Raw genomic sequence first — 20,569 nt, forward strand, 5'->3', positions numbered from 1 at the left:
TAAAAAAGGCGACTCCAGGGAGTCGCCTTTTTCTTTGGCTCTGCGATTACTTCAGGTACTGACCGCTGCGTAGCGCTTCGATACGCTTGTCCAGCGGCGGGTGCGACATAAACAGCTCGCTCAGGGATTTGTTTTTGCCGTTGATGCAAAACGCCATCATGCTGCTCGGCTCCTGCGGTTCGTAGCTGGTTTTCAGGCGCTGCAGCGCGGCGATCATCTTCTCGCGTCCCACCAGCTTCGCTGAACCGGCGTCGGCGTGGAACTCACGGTGACGCGAGAACCACATGGTGATGATGCTGGCCAGAATACCGAACACCAGCTCCAGCACCGTCGCCACGGCAAAGTAGACCAGCGGGTTGCCGTTGCCGCCCTCTTCGCCGTCACGGTTGCCGGACAAAAAGCCCGACGCCACCTGCGCGATAATACGCGAAATAAAGATCACGAAGGTGTTCACGATGCCCTGAATCAGCGTCATGGTCACCATGTCGCCATTAGCGATATGCGCGATCTCATGCGCCAGCACCGCCTCCGCTTCGTCACGGCTCATGTTCTGCAACAGACCGGTGGAAACGGCAACCAGCGACGCATCACGGCGCGCGCCGGTGGCGAACGCGTTGATATCGGGCGCATGGTACACAGCGACCTGCGGCATGGCGATGCCCGCCTGCTGCGCCTGACGGCCAACGGTCTGCATCAGCCAGCGTTCCGTTTCATTCCGGGGTTGTTCAATCACTTCACCGCCGACCGAACGCAACGCCATCCACTTCGACATCAGCAGTGAAACAAACGCACCGCCAAAGCCAAACAGGCCTGCCATAATCATCAGGCCCTGAACACTGCTTGACTGGATCCCTGTCAGGCTGAGGATCAGCCCAAAGACCAACATCACAGCTAAGTTGGTCACCAGGAAAAGAGCAATACGCATCATAAAAGTTAATTTTCCTCAGTTGTTCATGCGCTGACTGCGCGGATCCTTATCCTAGGGTCATCGCGCCGCATTTCAAGCGACCTTAACCTTTAAGTGCCTAAAAAGACATAACTTTACATTTAGTCACGCTTTCCTCTCGCAGGCTGGTTTCAGCCACCGCTCCCGATCCTCAGGGCAAAAAAAAGCACCGCGTCGCGGTGCTTTTCAATCCCTTGCGCTTACTGCGCGGCGGGAGTGGACGCAGCAGGCTGTGATTTATCCAGCTGCGCCAGATCGTTGGCGATTTTCACCGTCTCGTCGAGGTAAGGATCGGGCTCTTTATAATCCTTCGGCAGATCGTCCAGACTCTTCAGCGGCTTTTTGCCTTCCGCCTGATAGCGCGCGTTAATCCGCTCCAGACGCAGCGCATCTTCTTCGTGGTTCTCTTTCTCGCGCTGGGCGAGATTAAGCGACACGATATTGCGCTTGTCCTTCATTGCATCAAAGCGAGCGATATCTTTCATGATGTACTGGAACTCGCGATCCTGGGCGATACGCGCTTCGTGCTGCTTAGTCAGCTGTGCCACCAGCGGCTTGACGTCGCCGGTTTTGGTATAGGTAGCGGCATTGATGCTGTCCCAGGGCAGCGCGTTGTCTTCGAACTTCTCGCCCGTTTCCGCCGCTTCCACGCCGGTCGGCATCAGCAGATCCGGCGTAACGCCTTTACGCTGCGTGCTGCCGCCGTTGATGCGGTAAAACTTCTGGATGGTGTAGGAAACAGATCCCAACGCAGGCCATTCAGGACGCAGCATCTGATCGTAAATGCGGTTCAGCGAACGATACTGCTGCACAGTGCCTTTACCAAACGTCGGCTCGCCAACAATCAGCGCGCGGCCATAGTCCTGCATCGCCGCAGCGAAGATTTCGGATGCCGAGGCGCTGAAGCGGTCTACCAGCACCACCAGCGGGCCTTTGTAGTAGACGACGCCGTCGTTGTCGCTGTCCTCGCGGACGCGGCCATTATTGTCGCGCACCTGCACCACCGGACCGCTCGGAATAAACAGGCCGGAAAGCGATACCGCTTCGGTCAGGGCGCCGCCGCCGTTAGTCCGCAGATCGATTACAACGCTGTCGACGTTCTGCTTCTGCAGCTTTTGCAGCTGAACTTTCACATCATCGGTCAGACCGACGTAGAAGCCCGGAATATCCAGTACGCCGACTTTCTGTTTGCCGACGTTATGCACGCTCATTTTCACCGCGCGGTCTTCAAGGCGGATCTTCTCACGCGTCAGGGAGACAGTACGGGTTTTGGTGCCCTTGCCCGCAGGCAGGATCTCAAGGCGCACTTTGCTGCCCTTCGGCCCCTTGATTTTGGCTACCACGTCATCAAGACGCCAGCCGATCACATCTTCCATCGGCTTGCCCGGCTGACCGACACCAACAATGCGATCGCCGACGCTGATCGATTTGCTCTTCGCCGCCGGTCCGCCCGCGACCATAGAGTTGATCACCGTGTAGTCGTCATCCATTTGCAGCACTGCGCCGATACCTTCCAGCGACAGGCTCATTTCGGTGTTGAACTGTTCGGTATTGCGCGGTGACAGATAGCTGGTGTGTGGATCGATTTCATGCGCAAACGCGTTCATTGCCAGCTGGAAGACATCTTCGCTGTTGCTCTGCGCCAGGCGGCGAATAGCAAAGTTGTAGCGCTTGGTCAGCACATCGCGAATTTCTTTGTCATCTTTACCGGTCAGCTTCAGGCTGAGCTGGTCATATTTGACCTTGGCGTCCCATAACGCGTTCAGCTCGGCCTGATCTTTCGGCCAGGGCGCTTTGGCGCGGTCGATATCAATGGTGTCGTTGCCGCTAAAATTCATCGGACGATTCAGCACGTCAAGCGCGTACTGGTAGCGCTCGAAACGGCGTTTCTGCGCCAGATTGTAGAGATCGTAAAACACGTCCAGCTTGCCGCTGCGCAGCTCGTCGCCAATCGTGCTTTTTTTATCGGCAAACTGCGCCACATCTGATGCCAGCAACACGTTGTGGTTGTAGTCGAGCATATTCAGATAGCGATCGAAAATCTTCGCCGAAAAGGCCTGATCGAGATCGAACTGGCGGTAGTGAGAACGGGTAAAGCGGGAGGTCACACGTTCGCTGACGGTGGGGTCCTGCGGATCTTCATGAAGCTGCGGGATCTGATCGGCGCGGGTAATATTCTCTGCGCCAAATGAAGGGCCTGCCAGTAGCAGGCCCGCAATCATACCGATTTTTAACAGGGTGTTCATGCCGGGGTCAGCCTCCGTTTCAGAACTGCAAGTGTTCTGCGCGCACAATCATTGCCATGCCGGAAGCGAGCTGTACCCGAACGCCGTCTTTTGACACTTCAAGAACGGTAGCGTCCATCGCACTTTTGCCTGCTTTGACTTTAATATTCTGGCCTGGTTGCAAAGTTGAGGTATCGGTGATGGGTTTAGCCTGCGCCGCCGGGCGCGGAGCCGGTTTGCGATCCTGAGCGGCAGGACGCGGCGACTGAGGACGCGCTTTGCGCGGCGCATCGCCGTCGGCTGGCTTGCGTGCGGCGGGACGACGTGGACGACGCGGTTCAGCGCCCTCTTCGCCTGCGGCTTCGCGTTTCGCGGCCTTCTGCTGCTCGCGCTGCGCCTGAACGCGCGCTTTCGCCTCTTCCAGCTGCTGACGCGCATGCTGCACGTGCTGCTCGTCCAGCACGCCGCAGGCGTTGCCGTCGAGGTCGACGCGCGTCGCGCCAGCTTTGATGCCGTAAAGGTAACGCCAGCTGGAAGTATAGAGACGCAGCGCTGAACGCAGCTGGGTCTTGCTCAGACTCATTTCGCCCTGAACGCGCTCTACCAGATCCTGAAAGATGCCGATTTTGAGCGGACGCGCTTCACCTTCAGCGCTAAAGCAGTTTGGAAAACGTTCCGCCAGAAAGGCGATCACTTCTTTACTGCTATTCAACTTAGGTTGATTTTCCATGAAATTTCCTGATTACAACGGATTTGCCGACCAGAGCAGGCATGAACAGGCGACATTATAATGACAACATTGCCAAATGCCATGCGATCCAGTCGATTAGCTGCGCGTCAGCTGCAAAAATTTTTCGATCTCGCTGTGCGCGAGCACGTCGCAAAGCCCATCAGTCAGTGCAACCAGCCCTGTTTCATCCTCGCTGTCAAAGCGATTGAACACCGTACTGTCGATATCCAGAACGCCTACCAGCGTGCCGTTTACTTTCAGAGGAATCACGATCTCGGCATTGCTGGCGGCATCGCAGGCGATATGGCCGGGAAAAGCGTGCACATCGTCGACGCGCTGCACTTTATCCTGCGCTATTGCCGTACCGCACACGCCCTTGCCTACCGGAATGCGCACGCAGGCGATTTTGCCCTGGAAAGGCCCCAGCACCAGCGTATCGGCTTCAGTCAGCAGGTAGAAGCCCGCCCAGTTAACGCCGTCGAGGCGTTCATACAGCAGCGCGCTGAAATTGCCCAGCGCGGCGAGAAACGAGGTCTCGCCCGCGAGCAAAGCGCGCATATCGCGATTCAAATCGGCGTAAAAGGCAGTTTTGTTCATTGTTTAACCATTAACATTAACAACAGAGCGGCTTTTATTAACCGCCCGTTAAAATAAGCACTAAATATCCACCGCCACAAGGTGAATCATCGCGTTAGTTGCTATAACCTTAGATTTTTGTGGATCGAAACGTGGGCCCTTTGCGGGCGTGCCTGAAACGTGAAAACGTTTTTTTGCCCCACGACCGCATCCGGTCACAGCGACAAATATCCGGGCGAAACCTGCATCACCCTATGAAAATTCACGCTATCAGCCAGCCATTGCCCCACGCACGTTATCAGCGTTGTCCGCAATGCGATACCCTTTTTTCCTTACCGGATGTGAAATCGCACCAGTCTGCCTATTGTCCACGCTGCCATGCACAAATTATCAGCGGGCGTGACTGGTCGATGACGCGGCTGACCGTTATGGCCGCGATGATTCTGGTGCTGATGCCCTTCGCCTTTACCCTGCCGCTGGTGGATATTCGCCTGCTCGGCATGCGCATTAACGCCAGCCTGCTGGGCGGGGTGATCCAGATGGCGGAACAGGGCAATGCGCTTACCGCCTCGATGGTGGCGTTCTGCACCATCGGCGCGCCCGCTGCGCTCGTCGTTGGCATCGGCTATCTCAGTATCGGCCATCGGCTGGGGATGAATCTGCGGCCGGTATTGCTGATGCTGGAAAAGGTTAAAGAGTGGGTAATGCTCGACATCTATCTGGTGGGCATTGCGGTGGCGTCGATCAAGGTGCAGGATTACGCCTCGCTGGAGGTCGGCTATGGGCTGGCCGCCTATCTGACGTTAACGGCGCTGAGCCTGCTCACCTTGATCCACCTTAACGTTGAGCAGCTCTGGGAACATTTTTATCCGCAGAAGCAGTATGGGTTTGCCCGCGACAAGTTACAGGTGTGCCTGAACTGCCATAATACTGGCGAGCCGGACGCGCGCGGCCGCTGCCCGCGCTGTCATACGCCGCTTGATTTCCGGCGTCGCCACAGCCTGCAAAAATCCTGGGCGGCGCTTATCGCCTCTGTTGTATTGCTTATTCCCGCCAATCTGTTGCCGATTTCCGTGGTCTACCTGAATGGTTCGCGACGCGAGGATACGATTTTTTCCGGCATCCTTGGCCTGGCGTCCGGCAATATTCCGGTGGCGGCGGTGGTGTTTATCGCCAGTATCCTGGTGCCCTTTACCAAGGTGCTGGTCATGCTGACGCTGCTGTTAAGTATTCACTTCCGCTGCGAGCAGGGGCTAAAAACCCGTATTCGCCTGCTGCGGGTCGTTACCTGGGTTGGCCGCTGGTCAATGCTGGATCTCTTTGTGATTTCATTAACCATGTCGCTGGTCAATCGCGATCAGCTGCTGGCTTTTACCATGGGACCTGCTGCGTTTTACTTCGGCGCGGCGGTGATCCTGACCATTATGGCCGTTGAGTGGCTCGACAGCCGCCTGCTTTGGGATGCACATGCAACAGGAAACGCCGACTACACCGACTAACGCGACGCTGCGCAGCAAACGTAAGGTTTCTCCATTCTGGCTTTTGCCGATTGTAGCGATGCTGATCGCCGGCTGGCTGCTCTGGACTAACTATGAAGAGCGCGGCACGGTGATCACCATTAACTTCCAGTCGGCGGACGGCATCGTGCCGGGACGCACACCGATCCGCTATCAGGGCGTGGAGGTCGGCACCGTACAGGGCATCAATCTGAGCGATGACTACCGCACTATCCAGATTAAAGCGAGCATCAAAAGCGATATGAAAGAGGCGCTGCGCGAGAACACTCAGTTCTGGCTGGTGACGCCAAAAGCCTCGCTGGCGGGCGTATCGGGTCTCGATGCGCTGGTGGGCGGCAACTATATCGGCATGATGCCGGGCAGCGGCAAACCGCGCGATAACTTTATCGCGCAGGATACCCAGCCCAGATACCGCGTTAATACCGGCGAGCTGCTGATCCATCTGCACGCGCCGGATCTCGGCGCGCTTAACTCCGGCTCGCTGGTTTACTACCGCAAAATCCCGGTCGGCCGCGTTTATGACTACAGCATTAACAGCAAAACGGACGGCGTTTTCATTGATGTGCTGATTGAGCGCCGCTTTAAAAATCTGGTTAAAACCAACAGCCGCTTCTGGAATGTTTCCGGTCTGAACGCTGACGTCAGCCTGAGCGGCGCGAAGGTCGAGCTGGAGAGCCTGGCGGCGCTGGTCAACGGTGCCATCGCCTTTGACTCGCCTGACGATTCGCCGCAGGCGAAAATGGACCAGAACTACCGGCTCTATCCTGATCTGGCGCGCAGCCAGCGCGGCGTGATCGTGACGCTCGATCTGCCCGACGGTAATAACCTGAAAGCGGGCCGGACGCCGCTGGTCTATCAGGGCCTGGAGGTGGGCAGCCTGACGAAACTGAATCTGCTGAGCGGCGGCAAAGTCACGGGAGAGCTGACGCTCGATCCCTCCGTCGTCAATCTGATGCGCAGCGGCACGCGCATTGAGATGCGCAGCCCGAAAGTGAGCCTGACCGATACTAATCTCAGCAGCCTGCTGACCGGCAATACGCTTGAGCTGGTGCCGGGCGACGGCGAGCCGCAAAGCCACTTTACCGTGTTGCCCGCCAACGAGTCGCTGTTGCAGAAGCCCGACGTGCTGACGGTGAAACTCAGCGCGCCGGAAAGTTATGGCATCGATGCCGGTCAGCCGGTCATGCTACACGGTATGAAGATCGGCCAGGTCATTTCACGCGAGCTGAATGAGAAAGGCATTCTGTTTGTCGCGGCGATTGAGCCGGCCTATCGCAACCTGGTGCATGGCGACAGCAAATTTATTGTTAACAGTCGCCTTGACGTGAAGTTTGGCCTCGACGGCATGAAAGTGCTGGGTGCCAGCGCGCGCGAATGGGTTGACGGCGGCATCCGTCTGGAGCCGGGCAATCAGGGCGCGGTTAAACCCGCTTACCCGCTGTTTGCCGACGCCGAAAAAGCGGAGGAAGGCATTACCGGCGATCGCCCTTCCACTACCCTGACGCTGACCGCCAACAGCCTGCCGGACGTGCAGGCCGGCTCGGTGGTGCTATACCGCAAATATGAGGTCGGTGAAATCGTCGACGTCACGCCGCGCTCCAGCGCCTTCGATATCGCCGTCCATATCAAACCGGAATATCGCAAGCTGTTGACCAGCGAGAGCGTGTTCTGGGCGGAAGGCGGCGCGCGCGTGCAGCTTAACGGCAGCGGCCTGACGGTGCAGGCATCGCCGCTTAACCGCGCGCTGCGCGGCGCCATCAGCTTCGACAATATGAGCGGCGCGGCAAATGCCAAAGGCAGCAAGCGCACGCTCTATCCTTCCGAGACGGCGGCGCGCGCGGTCGGTAGCCAGATTACCCTGCATACTTACGACGCCAGCAAGCTGTCGCAAGGGATGCCGATTCGCTACCTGGGCATTAATATCGGCCAGGTGGAGTCGCTCTCCCTGAGTCAGGATAATAATCAGGTGGTAGCGAAAGCGGTGCTCTACCCAGAGTATGTGCAGGACTTCGCGCGTAACGGCAGTCACTTCTCGGTGGTGTCGCCGGAGATTTCACCAGCTGGCGTTAATCATCTGGAGACGCTGCTGCAGCCTTACGTCAACGTCGACCCAGGCAAAGGGGGGCCGGCGCGTGTTTTCGAACTGCAGGAGAGCACCATTACCGATTCACGCTACCTGAACGGACTGACAATCTATGTCGATGCCGCCGAAGCTGGCTCGCTCTCTATCGGTACACCGGTGCTGTTCCGCGGCGTCGAGGTCGGCACCGTAACCGGCACTTCGCTGGGCAATATGGCGGACAGGGTGCAGATTGCGCTGCGCATCAGCAAAAAGTATCAACATCTGGTGCGCAACAACTCCGTGTTCTGGCTGGCGTCGGGCTATAACCTCGACTTCGGCCTGATTGGCGGCGTGGTGAAAACCGGCACCTTCCAGCAGTTTATTCGCGGCGGCATTCAGTTCGCCACGCCGCCGACGGTACCGCTGGCGCCGCAGGCGGGCGCGGACAAACACTTCCTGCTGCAGGATGAAGCGCCGAAAAACTGGCGCAGCTGGGGAACGGCTATTCCCGATCCGCGACAGTAAGCTGGTCGGCAACGCCTGTTGGTGCGGTGCGAGCGAGGGTTCAAGCCCCGCTCGCAAAGACGGCACTGACTGCCAGCTCCTCCCGCGCAGACAGACACAATATGCTTCTGCGATGTTCAAAACCGCTCCCGGCATTTTCTCCTGCCGCGGAGCGCCTGGTTTTTTGTCCCCTGCTGTCTGACTACCGGGCCGCGGCCTGGAGCGACTTCACCCTTTTCGTGCTACACTGCCGCCCCTGTTTTTGACCTCAATGTTTCAACTGGAACCTGCCCGTGGCCGATCTTTTCCCCTCTGACTTTCTTGACCTGATGCGCGCCGCGCTGCCCGATGACGCCGAGCTGCAACGCTTTATCGCCATCAGCCAGCAACCGCTGCGCCGCACTATCCGCGTCAACACGCTCAAAATCAGCGTAGCGGATTTCCTCGCCCAGACGGCTGACTATGGCTGGCGGCTGACGCCGGTGCCCTGGTGCGCGGAGGGCTTCTGGATTGAGCGCGACGATGAGAGTCTGCCGCTGGGCAGCGTGGCGGAGCATCTAAGCGGGCTGTTTTATATTCAGGAAGCAAGCTCTATGCTGCCGGTCAGCGCGCTGTTCGACGCCGCGCCCGATGCGCAAAGGGTGATGGATATGGCGGCCGCGCCAGGCTCGAAAACCACGCAGATAGCGGCGCGCATGGGCAACCGCGGCGCCATTCTCGCCAACGAATTTTCGGCGAGCCGCGTTAAGGTGCTGCACGCTAATATCAGCCGCTGCGGCGTCAGCAATGTCGCCCTGACCCATTTTGACGCTCGCGTCTTTGGCCCCGCCTTGCCGGAGCAGTTCGACGCTGTGCTGCTGGACGCGCCCTGCTCGGGCGAAGGGGTGATCCGTAAAGACGCCGACGCGCTGAAAAACTGGTCGCTGAGCAGCACCGAGACGATTGCCGCCACCCAGCGCGATCTGCTCGAAAGCGCCTTCCATGCGCTTAAACCGGGCGGTATCCTGGTCTATTCCACCTGCACGCTCAATCAGATAGAAAACCAGCAGGTGATCGCCTGGCTGCTGGCGCGCTATCCGCAGGCGGTAGAGGTCGTTCCGCTCGACGCGCTCTTCGCCGACGCCGCGCAGGCTCTAACGCCGGAAGGCTTTTTGCACGTGTTTCCGCAGCTGTTCGACAGCGAAGGCTTTTTCGTCGCGCGACTGCGTAAAACTGCCTCGGTGCCGCCGCTGCCGCAGCCCGGCTACAAGCTGGGCAAGCTGCCCTTTACGCCAGTGAATAAAAAGATGGCGGCAGAGGTCGCTAACGCGGCGGCGGCGGTCGGCCTGCAATGGGGCGACGAACTAACGCTGTGGCAGCGCGATAAAGAGCTGTGGCTGTTTCCAGAGGCGATTACGCCGCTGCTTAGCAGCGTTCGCTTCTCCCGTATCGGCCTGAAGCTGGCAGAAACCTTTGCCAAAGGCTACCGCTGGCAGCATGAAGCGGTTATCGCGCTGGCGCAGTTGGATGTGCAAAGGACATTCGAGCTGACTGCCGACGAGGCGCTGGAGTGGTATCGCGGGCGGGATATCTTCCCCGATACGCCGCCACAGCGTGATGAAATGATTGTGACTTACCAGCAGCAGCCGCTCGGCCTGGCGAAACGCGTCGGCAGCCGAATTAAAAACAGCTACCCGCGCGAGCTGGTGCGCGACGGCCGCCTGTTCCGCTGAGCCTTACTGCAGCTGCACCAGCGTCAGGCGGTTGCCGAACACCGCGCCGGTATCGATATAGTGCAGGTTGCCCGACTCCAGCGGACGCTGTAGCGGCGTATGGCCAAAATAGAACTCATCCGCGCCGCCTATTTTCCCCGCCTCTCCCGCCTGTAGGCGGGTGATGCGCTCACGATTCCACACCACCTTATGCCAGTCTAACGGCTGCTCCCAGGCGTAACGCTCAGCCGGATAGTCCGCATGCGCGACGATCACGATGCGATCCGCCAGCTGGAGATGCAGGATCAGCGGCAGAGTATTTAGCCGTTTTAGCGCATGGCGCGCCGCAATCAGCTTCGCTCCCTTGAGCTGATAAAACCAGTCGCCGCCGTTCATCATCCAGTTCAGCCTGTCGTGACACTGTAACGCTTCAATGGCCATCTCTTCATGATTTCCACGCACGCAGCGGAACCACGGCTGCTCTAATAACTCTAAACAGCCGGGACTGTCTGGCCCGCGATCGATGATATCGCCGACGGAAATCAGCAGGTCGCTCTGCTTGTCAAAGCCCTTTTCCAGCAGCAATGCGTCAAGCTGACTGCGGCAGCCGTGAAGGTCGCCTACAACCCATATCTTTTGCCAGTTTTCACCGTTGAGATACTGGTAGTGCATTTGGATCCCGCTTGTTAACCAGAGGTTTATTAAGTGCGGGTTAAAGTATAGACGGTCACATCTTCAGGGAGGCGTGATGAATAGCCGGAAACAATTTCTTAGCGTGTTAGTGCTGATTTTCGTCGGTAGTCTGCTCCTGCTGGAATCACTGGCGCGTCTCGTGCATCTGCTCTTTGTCGGGTGATTAGCCTGCGACGCGATGCTCGCTCTCTTCTACTCAGATTTTCCGTATTTTTTGCGCATAAAAGCGCCAGAGCGTGCCGATTACTGTTCAGATATCAGGATGTTTCTGACAGACGAAACTGCGTTAGTGTGAGATCTCAGCCCGTCCACAATGTGGAGCAGATACACACAGCAAAGGAGGGATGGCTGATTACCTCCGTCAGGAGAATAAGAATGGTCGCTGAAACGCTTGATAACGTAAGTTTTAACCTTGATTCTCTCGAAAACGCCGCATTAGAAATCTGTAAAACGAAAGGGATGCTGGGCATGCTGTTAGCGTCGGTCTCTGCTGACATTCAGCAATCCTATTTCCAGCTGTTACGCGAGTCCGGTTTCGATGACGAACTGGTCTGGCTGCAACAGGTGCTTGATACCAAATAAGTGCTTCTGTTGACCCCGGCGCCCGCCGGGGTTTTTCATTTCTGCGCCGCTGCGGGTTAAATTCATCGCTTTGCTCAATCAAGAAAAAAATATTTTTTTGGACTCTGATTCAGGCTGGTACGGAGGGCGTTGCGGCAGGTTAAGGCGATACTTTATTTTCACGCGAGAAAAGAGCGGTAAGCAAAAAGAAGGGAGACTGGATAAGGTGACGTCCCTGTCAGGCCAAATATCGCACCGCACACAACTTTATTACGGTTCGCTACTGGATATATCGCGCTGAAATCAATCAGTGGCGCGCGCCCTTCCCTGGGCACGTTGCGATTAAGGTTTTAATGCAGGCGGTACGGTACCGGAGAGTTCCTGTTCGCTTTGCGCGCCGGACCCCGGGCGAGCATGCCCCAGCAGCGGCTCGTCGCCCAGCAGCTCAGGCTTCTCTTTCGCCGTGAACTGACCTTTACCGTCAAATGAAGGACCTTCGCTCCAGCGACCTTTCGGCAGCGGCTTGTCCAGCGACGTATTGAGCGCGTAATAGGCGTGCTCATGCGCCTCTTCAGACTGCGGGAAGCTGTTCGGGATAGGCAGAGAGGCGCTTAAACCGCCCTGATCTTCAATTACCGCCAGCCACTGCTGCTGGTGCATGGTGTCGCGTGCAATCAGGAAAGAGAGGAAATCTTTCATACCGGTATCTTCGGTCAGATTGTACAGGCGGGTCGCCAGCACGCGGCCTGTCGCTTCCGCGGCGACGTTAGAAAGCATATCGGCCGCCACGTTGCCTGAAGCATAGATATGACTCATATCGAAAGGCACGCCGTTGGCGTTGACCGGCAGCGCCGCCAGACCCGATGAAAGGATATGACGCGGGTTCATGCCGCCCAGGACCGCGTTGACAACCGGATCTTTCGCCGACGCTTCCTGATAGGAGAGCGGTGCGCCTTCCAGGTTCAGCGCGACGGCGTGCGCCAGCATTTCGATATGCGCCAGCTCTTCAGTCGCGGTAGAGATCAGCAGATCGCGAATACGCGCGTCGCCGCGGGCGCCCATGGCCTGGAAGAAGTACTGCATCGCCACACGGATTTCCCCTTCCACTCCGCCAATCGCCTGTTGCAGCAGCATAGCGAATTCCGGGTCTGGTTTATCGACGCGAACGGGATATTGAAGTTTTGAAGAATGGTGAAACATATTTATCTCCTGGCTTTTTTCAAGAATAAGCCAGACAAGCCTGGAAGAAGTTTCAGAAAAATGAAAGCGCGACCGTAACTTTTCGGACAAAATATAAGCGGCAGTTACCCCCATCATCTCAAAAATATTAACCACTTAGCGCCAAAAAAAACTTAAGGGCTATTTCTCGCCTGCTGTAGCCCGTGGCAAATAAGCATAATGTTTATAAGGTCAACCCAGATTTTATCAGCGCCATTTTTTAACGTAGCGCTGACAGAACCGCTTCTTTCTGCGACTTGCATAATCAGCAATCTTTTTTAGGCTTAATCAGTGGCTACAAGAAGATAAAGAGGAAATATGAAAGCTGAATATAAACAGTGTCTGGAAGCCTGTTATGCCTGCGCAGCTGCCTGTGATAATTGCGCGGCATCCTGTCTGCGTGAAGAAAATATTGAAATGATGCGGGGCTGTATTCGGCTTGATATGCAGTGCGCGGCGATTTGCCGCCTGGCCGCTCAGTTTATTGCACAGCAGAGTGATTCAGCCGTTGCGCTCTGTCTGCTCTGCGCGGAAATTTGCCAGCAGTGCGCAAACGAATGTGGTCAGCATCAGCACGATCACTGCCAGCACTGCGCGCAGGCCTGCCAGCGTTGCGCGACGGCCTGTGGGGAAATGGCCGCCTAGCGGGATGCGGCATCTGCGTCATTGAAGAAGGCGCATCAGCCAGCCCGTCAGGCGGGCTGGAAGCAGGCTAAAGCTTATCTTCTTCCTGAGGTTCAGAGCCTGTCAGGTGAGAGACGCCGCTGATATGAGCCAGCCCATCCTGGTCGATTTCGTTATCTGCTTTATCGACCGCTCTGGATATGGTCAGCAACTCCTGGAATTCATGCAGCAGAATGGCGGCATCTGACTTCAGCATTTCATCAGAGTCAGCCGATTCGATCACCGTATTGATCGCCTTGTTGGCGCTATCAATCATCTCAGTTACGCCGCCCTGCCTGCTGACGGCTAATACCAGCGCGCTTATCAACAGCGACTGCGCTTCGACGCGCGCGGTGAGCTGTTTAGTTTCCGCATCGATTTTTGATATTTTAGCGAGCATGCTCAGCACAACATTTTTCATAACGGCCTCCCTGTAAAACAGGGATCTTACCTTGCTGCCTGTCTCCAGCAAGATGAAAAGTCTTAAATAGTCGCTTTGCCTGTTACTGCTTCAGCATGAATTTTTAGAGAGCGCGCTTAAGATGCTGCCATAGCGCATAAAAAAACCCCGACATTAAATGCCGGGGTTGGTGGCTTAAACAGATTCTAAACTACTCTGTTTATTAAGACTTGCGTCCGCCGCTATGGCTATTCTGGCCACCTTTTTTACCTGCTTCTGAAGCTTTTTCACGGTCATTGGCGAAATTACCGCCGCTGTTCTGACCGCCTTTCTTACCTGCTTCTGAAGCTTTTTCAGGGTTCTCTGCGAAATTACCTGAACCACCACGATGCTCGGCCATAATATCCTCCTGGACATATTGTCATTCAGTAAATGGCAACCGGCATAAATCTGTTACGCCAGCCGTATTTCGTGTTGCATGATTAATACTAGACGACGCGCCCATATCTGCAAGTCTGCTGCAGGATATAAAACCCAGTTATTTGTTAGCGAAGCGATAATTTAAAAACCTCGTTTACAGCGAAGCGCAGGTTAATAATTTTATCTTCAGACACTTACCTGAAATAGAGCAATAAGCTTAACCAGCGCGCTGTTAATATATTTTTACCAACCTCAAAGAAATAACATAAAAATAAAGGCGGCTAAGCCGGGGAATTATATTCGTCTCCCGTTGCAGGGCGTCGCTGTCGCTGAAGAACGATGATTTTTGACGGAAGACCACGCGCTTGCGCACCAGGCGGCAAAGGTTAAAGGATAGCGGGATGATGTGATACCTGCATCTACCTGTAGAGATGTTCGCTGATTCGGGAAAAGAGAGGAGTGGCCGGGACAGAGGAGGCTATATGCAAGCGTGAGATAGCAGGATGCACTCTCTAAATTCATGACGCAAAAAAAGACCGAACACGATTCCTGTATTCGGTCCAGGGAAATGGCTCTTTAAGAGCCGTGCGCTAAAAGTTGGCATTAATGCAGGCGATTTCGCCTTGCCAGTTAAGATTAGACCACGCTTTTGGAAATGCCAGCGAACAGCCGGGCAGAGGAGATCCGCAGGATCAGAGTGTGATCCTGGCGGCAGAATCATCGAAAGAAGGCGCGAAAGAGCGTCGCGCCCTGGTCAGGATTATTTATCGCACAGCGCCTGTGTACGCTCGATAATCGGCTGCAGGCTCATCATCTGGCCTGGATGCGCTTTGTCTTCCGCCTGGATTACAGAGATGGGCTGCGCCTTCACCTGGCCTGCCTGCACGCGGGCTTCGGCTTTATCGTTGAGCGGATACTGCATCAGCGTGCTGGGGTTGATGGCAAACAGCGAACCATCTTTTTCGCAGGTCAGCATCACCTCTTCACGGCTAAAGGGCCAGGCCGCCTTACCTACCTCAAAACGGCTGACGGTAATAATCTCCGCCGCCAGCGCCTGGCCACCGAGAGACAATAACAGCACTGCGGGGATCACTTTCTTCAGCAAAATAGCCTACCTTTTTACTCAGTCAAAACGGGTCAGACTCAGGCTGGCGACAGCGTGGCGAAGACGCTGACCAGGCCAACCACTGCGCATGCCAGCAGCAGTTCAAGCTGCGTCATGCGAATAAATGTATGTTGCGCGCCCTTCCCCGCGCGGCGAAAACGCGGCACCAGCACGTAACGGTTGAGCAGCGCAATAGCGACCATAAGAGCCACCAGCGTCACCTTAACAACTAACAGTTCGCTGTAAAGCCCGGCGTGCCACTGACGAGGCCAGCCGACGATCAGCAGCGTATTCACCACGCCGGTGAGCAGCGTCGCAGCGACCGCCAGATGTCCGTAACGCGAAAAGCGCATCATGGTGCGAATAGCGTCGCTGCGCCGATCGATCTGCCGCGCCTCGCGCATCAGAATAAGCAGCGGCAACAGGCCGCCTGCCCAGAAGGCGGCGCCGATGAGATGCAGCGCATGATTACTCTGCTGCAGCGCGCCCAGAACGCCTTCGCGCATCGCCGCATGTCCGGTCAACGCCATACAGGCCAGCTGCAACAGCGAGCCGACCAGCCACGCCTGCTGCCGTCGTTCATTACGCAGCAGGCTCGCCAGCAGCGTTGCCGCGGCCAGCGCTATCTCCCACTGCCAGACCGCGCCAAAGCGCGTGCTCAGCACCGCGCGCCAGATCAGAGCATCGCTCAGATTGCGCCAGTCGCCGCTCATCAACGCCAGCTGGGTTGCCAGCATCAGCAGCCCACTGAACAGCGCCAGCCAGACACACCCGCGCATTATGGCATCGAGCCGCTGCGCCAGCGCGTGACGATAGCGTTCCGGCGCTAACAGCGCGGTGTAAAACGCGCTGCCCGCCAGCAGCATCACGGCGGCGAAATGCAGCGCACGCAGCAGGATCCACAGCAAAGTCACTAATTACTTCACGCTAAAGCGGTAGCTGCCCTGGGTTTTATGCCCGTCAACCGACAGTACATGCCAGTTAACCTGGTAAACGCCCGCGGCCAGCGGCGCCTTCAGCGGAACGATCAGGCGATTGTGCTGCTTCGCATCCAGCTGCGCCTTTTCGCTGGCGATCGTTTTTTTACCGGCATCCAGCAGCGTCACGCCGCTAAAAGCGGGTTCCACATCTTCGGTAAAGCTGAGGGTCAACTCCTGCGGCGCGGCGGCGACTACGGCGTTATCGGCCGGTTGGGACGATTTCAGGTGAGCATGCGCCAGCACCGACTGGCTGAACAACAACAGCGAGACGGCAGCGCCTGTTAAGAGGGTTCTTTTCTGCATGGGATCATCCTTTTAGCCATCGCATCAGCGGCAAACGTGGGCAAGGATACGCCGTGGCTTTTAAGGTGTCGAGGGCCAGCGATGCTATCCTTTGCCCTTGATTCAGAGCGGGATAAGCATTATTTTTGCCCCCTGTCTTCAGGAGATCACCATGAGTCAAAACCTCGCCCTGCTTTCTCAGGAAGAGAAAGATAAAGTCAATGTTGAACTGGCCGCAGCGGGCGTGGCGTTCAAAGAGCGCTACAATATGCCGGTAGTGGCTGAAATGGTTGAAAACGAGCAGCCTGCGGCGCTTCGTGACTGGTTTCGCCAGCGACTGATGCACTATCGCCAGGCGTCGCTGAACTTTTCGCGCCTGCCCTACGAACCCAAACTGAAGTAATTCATGCTACGCGTAATTGATACCGAAACCTGCGGTCTACAGGGCGGCGTGGTGGAAGTGGCGTCGGTCGACGTAATTGACGGCCAGATCGTCAACCCGATGAGCGATCTGATCCTGCCTGATCGCCCAATCAGCCGTCAGGCGATGGCCGTACACCGCATCACCGAAGCAATGGTGGTTGGCAAACCCACCATCGAAGAGGCGATTGGCCGCTATCACGGCAGCGCTTTTTATGTCGCGCATAACGCCAGCTTCGATCGCCGTATGCTGCCGGAGATGTACGGTGACTGGATCTGCACCATGATGCTGTCGCGCCAGCTGTGGCCTGGCATTAAGTACGGCAATCAGGCGCTGCGCCACAGCCTGAAGCTGGAGGTATCGCCGCCCGCCGATCTACATGCCCACCGCGCGCTTTACGACTGTTACGTTACCGCCGCTCTGTTGATCCGGATTATGGAGACCTCCGGCTGGGATGCGTCGCAGATGGCGCAGCGCTGTCAGCCCGCCAGCGTGGCGGGCGACGTGCTGCCCTTTGGCAAGTATCGTGGTCAAAGCGTGGCCGCTATTGCGCGCAAAGATCCGCGCTATCTGCGCTGGGTGCTGGAGAACGTGCGCGATTTGCGCCCGCCGCTGCGGCAGGCGCTGCGTCGATACCTGAGCGACGATCAGTAATCGCGCTGCGGCGGCAGGCTGCCCTGCGCCAGCGCGATCAGGAAAGTCAGCTCCAGCGCAATTCCCTCATAGGATTTATAACGTCCCGACTTGCCGCCGTGACCGGCATCCATATCCGTACAGAGCATCAGCAGATTATTGTCGGTCTTCAGCGCGCGCAGTTTCGCCACCCATTTTGCCGGCTCCCAGTACTGCACCTGAGAATCATGCAGCCCGGTGGTTACCAGCATATGCGGGTAGGCTTTCGCCTCGACATTGTCGTAGGGGCTGTACTGGCGAATATAGCCGTAGTAATCGGCGTCGTTAGGGTTGCCCCACTCATCATATTCGCCGGTGGTCAGCGGGATCGACTCATCCAGCATCGTCGTGACCACATCGACAAAGGGCACCTGCGCCACCACGCCGTGAAAGAGTTCCGGTGCCATATTGATCACGGCGCCCATCAGCAGGCCACCCGCGCTGCCGCCCATGGCATAGAGCTGTTCAGGCTGGCCAAAGCCCTTTTTCACCAGCGCCTGCGTGACGTCGATAAAATCAGTGAAGCTGTTCATCTTATTGAACAGGCGACCGCCGTCATACCAGCGCTGTCCCAGCTCGCCGCCGCCGCGCACGTTGACCAGCGCATAGACAAAGCCGCGATCGAGCAGGCTAAGACGGCTGACGCTGAAGTCCGCCTCCATATTGCTGCCGTAGGCACCGTAGCCATAGACCAGCATCGGGTTCTTGCCGGGCTGATAGTATTTACGGTGATAGACCAGCGACACCGGCACCTCGGTGCCGTCGCGCACCGTGATCCAGTGATGCTCGCTTTTGTAGTTGTCCGGATCGAAACTGCCGACCGCGCTCTGTTTGAGGATGCGCCGTTCGCCAGTGTCCATATCCAGCTCAAACAGCGTAGTCGGCGTGGTCATTGAGCCGTAGCCATAGCGCAGCTTGCTGGTTTCCGGCGAAGGATTAAACGCCAGCCAGGTGACATAGGTCGGGTCATCAAAGGCGATGCCGGTCACTTCCCCGGTTTCCCAGTGCATCTGACGCAGGCTGGTAAGGCCGCGCTGACGCTCCTCCACCACCAGCCAGTCGCGGAACAGCTGGAAATCTTCCATCACGACATGATCGCGCGGCTTGATCAGGGTTTCCCAGCGCGACTCATCCAGCCAGCGCGTACGGTATAGCCCGAAATTTTCGCCGTCGCGGTTCGAGCGGATATAAAACTGATGCTGATAGTGATCCAGACTGTATTCATGATCTTTACGGCGCGGCAAAAACACCTGCGGCGTGGCGTCCGGGAAACCGGCGTCGATCAGCTGGATCTCGCTGGTATTGGTGCTGAACAGCGCGATCAGAATGAAATGTTCAGACGTGGTTTTATGCACGCTGAGATGATAGGTATCATCCTTTTCTTCATAGACCAGCTGGTCGTCGCTTTGCGGCGTGCCAAGTTCATGTCGCCAGACCTGATAAGGCAGCAGGGTTTGCTCATGCTTGCGCACGTAGTAGAGCGTGCGCGAATCATTCGCCCAGGCGAAGCTGGACGAGGTGTTGTTTAATACTTCGGGATACCAGCTCCCTTTCTCAAGGCAGCGGAAACGGATGCCGTATTGCCGCCGCGAGAGAAAGTCTTCCGCCAGCGCCATCACCTTATTGTCAGGACTGATATTAAGCGAGCCCATAGTGTAGAACTCGCTGTGGGAGGCGCGCTGGTTGGCGTCCAGCAGCAGCGTCCACTCATCGGTCTCGGCGCTTTCGGCGGGTTGGCGATAATACGCGGCATACTCGTTGCCGCTCTCATAGCGACTCTGATAGCGATAGCCGTTGTGTACATAGGGAACCGAATGATCCTGCGGCGGCAGGCGATCGACAATCTCTTTTAAAATACGGTTCTGTAACGGCTGCTGGGTCGCCATAATCTGCTTGCCGTAGTTATTTTCGGCACGCAAATAGTCCAGCACCTCTTCATTTTCGCGCTTGTCGTCGCGCAGCCAGTAATAATCGTCCACGCGCGTATCGCCATGGAGCGTCATTTCATGAGGAATTTTTTTTGCGATGGGGGCCTGCATGCTCCGTCTCCCTGTTATTAATACTCTTTAAGGGTGGCATCAGGTGGCGGGGAAGCCAAATTTTTGTGCGTAACGCGTTGTTATTGCGGCCGCGCAAGGCGGCCGCAGGCGGCTTATTCCGCCGCAATCTGCGCTTTTTTCGTCTGCAAATCCTTTTCTATGCCGTCACGCACGTCCTGCGGAATCTTTAACGCGTCGCCCAGCGCGGTAAGATAGCTGCGCTCCATAAAGTGATCGATATCGATAGCGGCACAGCTGAGGAAATAGAGTTCCAGCGCTTCGTCCTCATTTTTAACGTCGGCCGCCAGCCAGGCGGGATCGAGCGGTCGGTTAATGGCCTGCTGGATCAGCGTTTCCGCCGCCTGACCGTAGCCCGATTCATGAATTGTGCGCTCTATGGCGGCGCGTTCACGATCGTCGATATGGCCGTCGCTTTTGGCAGCGAATACCAGCGCCGTTACCAGCCGTTCAGCGCGCTGATCCGCCGGAGTCTGTAGCTCGCCGAAACCGGCATCATGCTGATGCGTTTCGCGCACGCGCTGTTTATATTTGTTCCACAGCACCGCGCCTGCCGCCGCGCTCCCGCCGATAATCAGCGCTTTGCCGCCATACTCGGTTAACAGCTTGCGTGATTTTTTGCTGGCAATAAGCAAGCCTGCCAGGCCGCCCAGCGCGCCGGGCGCCAGCATCTCGTTTAATCCTCCGTTGCCGCCGCTGTGATCCTTCTTCGTCAGCAGCGACTGTAACTGTTGCAGCAGGTTGTTCATCTTTCTCTCCTTCGTAGCGACAAGGACTCTACTCTGCACCACCGGGCGTCAGTAAACGTCAAGGTGAGAAAAGAGAGGCAAAGCGCCAGAAGATGAG

The 20,569-nt window shown here is 56.8% G+C and carries 20 protein-coding genes; 7 read left to right on the forward strand and 13 right to left on the reverse strand.

The genetic code is table 11. From position 1 onward, the window contains the following. Positions 1 to 46 precede the first annotated feature (46 nt). From htpX to MHZ89_RS06415, 4 genes are all read right to left on the reverse strand, one after another. Positions 47 to 928 (reverse strand): protease HtpX, encoded by an 882-nt coding sequence (gene htpX / locus MHZ89_RS06400; RefSeq protein ID WP_120453895.1) that lies wholly within the window; start codon positions 926 to 928, stop codon positions 47 to 49. 218 nt (positions 929 to 1,146) lie between these two features. Continuing rightward, positions 1,147 to 3,192: a carboxy terminal-processing peptidase gene (prc, locus tag MHZ89_RS06405; RefSeq protein WP_311782307.1), complete on the reverse strand. Its 2,046-nt coding sequence runs from the start codon at positions 3,190 to 3,192 to the stop codon at positions 1,147 to 1,149. 19 nt (positions 3,193 to 3,211) lie between these two features. Continuing rightward, entirely contained in the window at positions 3,212 to 3,901 is a 690-nt protein-coding gene (gene proQ / locus MHZ89_RS06410; RefSeq protein WP_120453890.1) for an RNA chaperone ProQ, read from the reverse strand. Positions 3,902 to 3,997: 96 nt separating this feature from the next. Further along, positions 3,998 to 4,498: a GAF domain-containing protein gene (locus MHZ89_RS06415; protein WP_120453888.1), complete on the reverse strand. Its 501-nt coding sequence runs from the start codon at positions 4,496 to 4,498 to the stop codon at positions 3,998 to 4,000. Positions 4,499 to 4,731: 233 nt separating this feature from the next. Between MHZ89_RS06415 and yebS the strand changes: the two genes are divergently transcribed. From yebS to rsmF, 3 genes are all read left to right on the forward strand, one after another. Beyond that, positions 4,732 to 5,976, forward strand: a complete 1,245-nt coding sequence (yebS, locus tag MHZ89_RS06420) for a membrane integrity lipid transport subunit YebS (protein WP_311782308.1) — start codon at positions 4,732 to 4,734, stop codon at positions 5,974 to 5,976. Beyond that, the gene (locus tag MHZ89_RS06425; protein WP_311782309.1) at positions 5,945 to 8,581 is read left to right on the forward strand and encodes an MlaD family protein; all 2,637 of its coding nucleotides are present in this window, start codon (positions 5,945 to 5,947) and stop codon (positions 8,579 to 8,581) included. The genes yebS and MHZ89_RS06425 overlap by 32 nt, the downstream gene beginning before the upstream one ends. 266 nt (positions 8,582 to 8,847) lie before the next feature. After that, positions 8,848 to 10,272 (forward strand): 16S rRNA (cytosine(1407)-C(5))-methyltransferase RsmF, encoded by a 1,425-nt coding sequence (rsmF, locus tag MHZ89_RS06430; protein ID WP_311783003.1) that lies wholly within the window; start codon positions 8,848 to 8,850, stop codon positions 10,270 to 10,272. A 3-nt stretch (positions 10,273 to 10,275) separates the two neighbouring features. Here the strand turns inward: rsmF and MHZ89_RS06435 are convergent, their stop codons facing one another. Then, positions 10,276 to 10,923, reverse strand: coding sequence for a metallophosphoesterase (locus tag MHZ89_RS06435; RefSeq protein ID WP_311782310.1), 648 nt, complete (start codon positions 10,921 to 10,923; stop codon positions 10,276 to 10,278). 396 nt (positions 10,924 to 11,319) lie between these two features. Here MHZ89_RS06435 and MHZ89_RS06440 point away from each other — a divergent pair, with 396 nt between their 5' ends. Further along, complete coding sequence (locus MHZ89_RS06440) at positions 11,320 to 11,526, forward strand: hypothetical protein (protein WP_120453877.1); 207 nt, start codon at positions 11,320 to 11,322, stop codon at positions 11,524 to 11,526. 321 nt (positions 11,527 to 11,847) lie between these two features. Here the strand turns inward: MHZ89_RS06440 and MHZ89_RS06445 are convergent, their stop codons facing one another. Beyond that, positions 11,848 to 12,705 carry a manganese catalase family protein gene (locus MHZ89_RS06445; protein WP_311782311.1) on the reverse strand — a complete coding sequence of 286 codons (858 nt, stop codon included), beginning with the start codon at positions 12,703 to 12,705 and terminating at the stop codon, positions 11,848 to 11,850. A gap of 336 nt (positions 12,706 to 13,041) precedes the next feature. On the opposite strand from MHZ89_RS06445, the gene MHZ89_RS06450 reads away from it, so the two are divergent. Further along, the gene (locus MHZ89_RS06450) at positions 13,042 to 13,368 is read left to right on the forward strand and encodes a four-helix bundle copper-binding protein (RefSeq protein ID WP_311782312.1); all 327 of its coding nucleotides are present in this window, start codon (positions 13,042 to 13,044) and stop codon (positions 13,366 to 13,368) included. Positions 13,369 to 13,435: 67 nt separating this feature from the next. On the opposite strand, the gene iraP is transcribed toward MHZ89_RS06450, so the two are convergent. The 5 genes from iraP to copC form a co-directional block, all read right to left on the reverse strand. Next, the gene (gene iraP, locus MHZ89_RS06455) at positions 13,436 to 13,807 is read right to left on the reverse strand and encodes an anti-adapter protein IraP (RefSeq protein ID WP_311782313.1); all 372 of its coding nucleotides are present in this window, start codon (positions 13,805 to 13,807) and stop codon (positions 13,436 to 13,438) included. A 202-nt stretch (positions 13,808 to 14,009) separates the two neighbouring features. Continuing rightward, positions 14,010 to 14,186 (reverse strand): general stress protein, encoded by a 177-nt coding sequence (locus MHZ89_RS06460; RefSeq protein ID WP_311782314.1) that lies wholly within the window; start codon positions 14,184 to 14,186, stop codon positions 14,010 to 14,012. A gap of 780 nt (positions 14,187 to 14,966) precedes the next feature. Further along, positions 14,967 to 15,314 carry a YebY family protein gene (locus MHZ89_RS06465; RefSeq protein ID WP_311783004.1) on the reverse strand — a complete coding sequence of 116 codons (348 nt, stop codon included), beginning with the start codon at positions 15,312 to 15,314 and terminating at the stop codon, positions 14,967 to 14,969. 35 nt (positions 15,315 to 15,349) lie between these two features. Then, the gene (copD, locus tag MHZ89_RS06470) at positions 15,350 to 16,225 is read right to left on the reverse strand and encodes a copper homeostasis membrane protein CopD (RefSeq protein ID WP_311782315.1); all 876 of its coding nucleotides are present in this window, start codon (positions 16,223 to 16,225) and stop codon (positions 15,350 to 15,352) included. Between the two features lie 3 nt (positions 16,226 to 16,228). After that, entirely contained in the window at positions 16,229 to 16,594 is a 366-nt protein-coding gene (gene copC / locus MHZ89_RS06475; RefSeq protein ID WP_311782316.1) for a copper homeostasis periplasmic binding protein CopC, read from the reverse strand. A 151-nt stretch (positions 16,595 to 16,745) separates the two neighbouring features. Here copC and MHZ89_RS06480 point away from each other — a divergent pair, with 151 nt between their 5' ends. Both MHZ89_RS06480 and exoX read left to right on the forward strand, forming a co-directional pair. Beyond that, positions 16,746 to 16,976, forward strand: a complete 231-nt coding sequence (locus tag MHZ89_RS06480) for a DNA polymerase III subunit theta (RefSeq protein ID WP_120453863.1) — start codon at positions 16,746 to 16,748, stop codon at positions 16,974 to 16,976. Positions 16,977 to 16,979: 3 nt separating this feature from the next. Further along, positions 16,980 to 17,648, forward strand: a complete 669-nt coding sequence (gene exoX / locus MHZ89_RS06485) for an exodeoxyribonuclease X (protein ID WP_311782317.1) — start codon at positions 16,980 to 16,982, stop codon at positions 17,646 to 17,648. Here exoX and MHZ89_RS06490 read toward each other — a convergent pair. Together MHZ89_RS06490 and MHZ89_RS06495 are read right to left on the reverse strand one after the other, a co-directional pair. Then, positions 17,642 to 19,705: a prolyl oligopeptidase family serine peptidase gene (locus MHZ89_RS06490; protein ID WP_311782318.1), complete on the reverse strand. Its 2,064-nt coding sequence runs from the start codon at positions 19,703 to 19,705 to the stop codon at positions 17,642 to 17,644. The genes exoX and MHZ89_RS06490 overlap by 7 nt on opposite strands. Positions 19,706 to 19,818: 113 nt before the next feature. Further along, complete coding sequence (locus tag MHZ89_RS06495) at positions 19,819 to 20,472, reverse strand: DUF533 domain-containing protein (RefSeq protein WP_311782319.1); 654 nt, start codon at positions 20,470 to 20,472, stop codon at positions 19,819 to 19,821. Positions 20,473 to 20,569 lie beyond the last annotated feature (97 nt).

It is taken from the genome of Pantoea sp. ACRSB (assembly GCF_022346905.1).
Lineage (GTDB): Bacteria > Pseudomonadota > Gammaproteobacteria > Enterobacterales > Enterobacteriaceae > Pantoea > Pantoea piersonii.

What these genes read in the sequence shown, in the direction of transcription:
- htpX (WP_120453895.1), bottom strand. Translation starts at nt 928, where the DNA reads ATGATGCGTATTGCTCTTTTCCTGGTGACCAACTTAGCTGTGATGTTG.
- prc (WP_311782307.1), bottom strand. Translation starts at nt 3,192, where the DNA reads ATGAACACCCTGTTAAAAATCGGTATGATTGCGGGCCTGCTACTGGCA.
- proQ (WP_120453890.1), bottom strand. Translation starts at nt 3,901, where the DNA reads ATGGAAAATCAACCTAAGTTGAATAGCAGTAAAGAAGTGATCGCCTTT.
- MHZ89_RS06415 (WP_120453888.1), bottom strand. Translation starts at nt 4,498, where the DNA reads ATGAACAAAACTGCCTTTTACGCCGATTTGAATCGCGATATGCGCGCT.
- yebS (WP_311782308.1), top strand. Translation starts at nt 4,732, where the DNA reads ATGAAAATTCACGCTATCAGCCAGCCATTGCCCCACGCACGTTATCAG.
- MHZ89_RS06425 (WP_311782309.1), top strand. Translation starts at nt 5,945, where the DNA reads ATGCAACAGGAAACGCCGACTACACCGACTAACGCGACGCTGCGCAGC.
- MHZ89_RS06435 (WP_311782310.1), bottom strand. Translation starts at nt 10,923, where the DNA reads ATGCACTACCAGTATCTCAACGGTGAAAACTGGCAAAAGATATGGGTT.
- MHZ89_RS06440 (WP_120453877.1), top strand. Translation starts at nt 11,320, where the DNA reads ATGGTCGCTGAAACGCTTGATAACGTAAGTTTTAACCTTGATTCTCTC.
- MHZ89_RS06445 (WP_311782311.1), bottom strand. Translation starts at nt 12,705, where the DNA reads ATGTTTCACCATTCTTCAAAACTTCAATATCCCGTTCGCGTCGATAAA.
- MHZ89_RS06450 (WP_311782312.1), top strand. Translation starts at nt 13,042, where the DNA reads ATGAAAGCTGAATATAAACAGTGTCTGGAAGCCTGTTATGCCTGCGCA.
- iraP (WP_311782313.1), bottom strand. Translation starts at nt 13,807, where the DNA reads ATGAAAAATGTTGTGCTGAGCATGCTCGCTAAAATATCAAAAATCGAT.
- MHZ89_RS06460 (WP_311782314.1), bottom strand. Translation starts at nt 14,186, where the DNA reads ATGGCCGAGCATCGTGGTGGTTCAGGTAATTTCGCAGAGAACCCTGAA.
- copC (WP_311782316.1), bottom strand. Translation starts at nt 16,594, where the DNA reads ATGCAGAAAAGAACCCTCTTAACAGGCGCTGCCGTCTCGCTGTTGTTG.
- MHZ89_RS06480 (WP_120453863.1), top strand. Translation starts at nt 16,746, where the DNA reads ATGAGTCAAAACCTCGCCCTGCTTTCTCAGGAAGAGAAAGATAAAGTC.
- exoX (WP_311782317.1), top strand. Translation starts at nt 16,980, where the DNA reads ATGCTACGCGTAATTGATACCGAAACCTGCGGTCTACAGGGCGGCGTG.
- MHZ89_RS06490 (WP_311782318.1), bottom strand. Translation starts at nt 19,705, where the DNA reads ATGCAGGCCCCCATCGCAAAAAAAATTCCTCATGAAATGACGCTCCAT.
- MHZ89_RS06495 (WP_311782319.1), bottom strand. Translation starts at nt 20,472, where the DNA reads ATGAACAACCTGCTGCAACAGTTACAGTCGCTGCTGACGAAGAAGGAT.